This is a genomic window from Lysobacter oryzae DSM 21044 (genome assembly GCF_059568595.1).
Genome location: NZ_JCANTQ010000005.1, coordinates 1 through 1,405, shown reverse-complemented (window position 1 = coordinate 1,405; position 1,405 = coordinate 1). Strand labels below are relative to the sequence as shown.

General features: G+C 56.2%; 2 protein-coding genes. Both read right to left on the bottom strand.

What is annotated here, in order from left to right:
- Positions 1 to 340: 340 nt before the first annotated feature.
- Entirely contained in the window at positions 341 to 793 is a 453-nt protein-coding gene (locus BP05_RS00115; protein WP_496359242.1) for a hypothetical protein, read from the bottom strand.
- Positions 794 to 850: 57 nt separating this feature from the next.
- Positions 851 to 1,303: a hypothetical protein gene (locus tag BP05_RS00110; RefSeq protein WP_496359240.1), complete on the bottom strand. Its 453-nt coding sequence runs from the start codon at positions 1,301 to 1,303 to the stop codon at positions 851 to 853.
- Positions 1,304 to 1,405: the final 102 nt, after the last annotated feature.

Here is a 1,405-nt window from a genome sequence, read left to right as displayed (position 1 = left end):
TAACGCCTGAATTAAGCCGAGCCGCGAAGCGGCTTCGGCTTGAATGAATTGTTAGGCGCCACCCGGTGTGAGCCGGCGCCCGTGGACAAAGCGGCAAGAAGCCTTTGCCGAATCCTGCACTACTTTTTGTCTCGTAGCAGGTAAAGGAGGCCCACTGCATACATCGCCAATAGGGAGCCAGCGAGAATCCAGCCACCGTACTCAGGGCTCAGCCGATAAAACAGGCCGTATTGATGGGTGAACTTGAGTAACTGCCAAGCGCCGATTGCCGCGATGACGATGGTGATGCCGGCTATTTCCGCAAGTCGCTGTGACATCTCAGTGGCACCTAACGCCTGAATCAAGCCGAGCCGCGAAGCGGCTTCGGCTTGAATGAATTGTTAGAGCGCATGGCCATTGCGGTGGCGGTGCGCGCTGCGTGATGGGTAGCTAAACCGACAACTACGCCATACCAGGCAAAGAAGCCCGCAAAGGCTTGTTCTCCGGATGCTGCAAGAACGGCGGCAGGAACAACACCCGTCACCGCAGCGGATATGTAAGAGTCATAGTTGTAATGACGCAGCAGGCCATAGAGCGGCACACATACCAAGAACGCAGGCAGGATGCCGTAGCCAAGCGCGAATGGATATATGAGCAAGGCGGACAAAGGCGACATGAGCAGTTCCTTGATGTCTACGCCGTCCGATATTGCAGAAAACAGCGCAATTCCGATGGACGCAAACAGCCCGCCGACCAGGAGGCCGACGAAGCCAAGGGCCGCTGTTGCTCTAAGAGTCACCGCGAAGTTGCCCATGCGCTCTAACGCCTGAATTAAGCCGAGCCGCGAAGCGGCTTCGGCTTGAATGAATTGTTAGGGGGCGGGCTGCGGAACTTTGCGAGCAAGCCACCATACGACCCCGATTGCGAATACGTTGACCCCTATGAACCATGGGTTGCCGGATTGCATGAGTGAATAATTGAAGGTGCTGCCAAGAAGGAAATTGGCATTGAACTTGAGCGGAAAAATCTGGAGTGCAACGGTTGTGTGGAATCCGCTGGCTAGGAAATAGCCGAAAAGCGGAGAGCCAAACGCAGGAATCTGGATGAGCCAGTATTTGAGGGTGGACTGTTCAGCGCCTGGCTGGCTCTCTAACAGCCGCGCCCCGCACCAAACGCCCCACGTATAAATGGCGATAAAGCCGATGCAAAAGAGCCACTCGATGGGATTGCTACGCGTCAAGAGCAAAGTGAGCGCAGCCGCAAAGCCTACGGCGCCCCCGCCAAGGGTAAGAATGCCAAGTGTCCGTCGTTGCCAAAGTTTCATCACGCCCCCTAACGCCTGAATTAAGCCGAGCCGCGAAGCGGCTTCGGCTTGAATGAATTGTTAGCCGCCGCCCAGCGACACCAGGCGATGGCACTCCTTAAT

What these genes read in the sequence shown, in the direction of transcription:
- BP05_RS00110 (WP_496359240.1), bottom strand. Translation starts at nt 1,303, where the DNA reads ATGAAACTTTGGCAACGACGGACACTTGGCATTCTTACCCTTGGCGGG.
- BP05_RS00115 (WP_496359242.1), bottom strand. Translation starts at nt 793, where the DNA reads ATGGGCAACTTCGCGGTGACTCTTAGAGCAACAGCGGCCCTTGGCTTC.